This window comes from Methylobacterium nigriterrae, from assembly GCF_037106235.1.
In the GTDB taxonomy this organism is placed as follows: Bacteria; Pseudomonadota; Alphaproteobacteria; order Rhizobiales; family Beijerinckiaceae; genus Methylobacterium; species Methylobacterium nigriterrae.
This window is the reverse complement of sequence record NZ_JBAWTG010000962.1, coordinates 1-263: the sequence shown is the minus strand read 5'-3', so window position 1 is coordinate 263 and position 263 is coordinate 1. Positions and strand designations below refer to the sequence as shown.

1 pseudogene is annotated in these 263 nt (G+C 67.7%); it reads right to left on the bottom strand.

Annotated elements, in window-relative coordinates:
- Nucleotides 1-263 (bottom strand): annotated as a pseudogene (locus WDW90_RS39870) (ABC transporter substrate-binding protein); the annotation flags it as partial.

Sequence of the window (263 nt, the reverse complement as noted above, 5' to 3'; positions counted from 1 at the left end):
AGCCCTTGGTGCGGTTGCGGATCATGAAGGAATCGTAGGAATACTCGGCCACCTGGAACCAGAGGTACTCCTCGCCGCGGAACGCGCGCAGACGGTCGTACCCGGCCTTGAAGTCCGGGTTCTTGGCCGAGATCTCCGCGTAGACCTCGTTGGCGGCCTTGAGCGCGGCCTCCATGATCTCGTTCGAGACGGGGCGCAGCTGCGCGCCCGTGCCGACCAGCCGGCGCAGCGCGGCCGGGTTGCGCGCGTCGTACTTGGCCTGC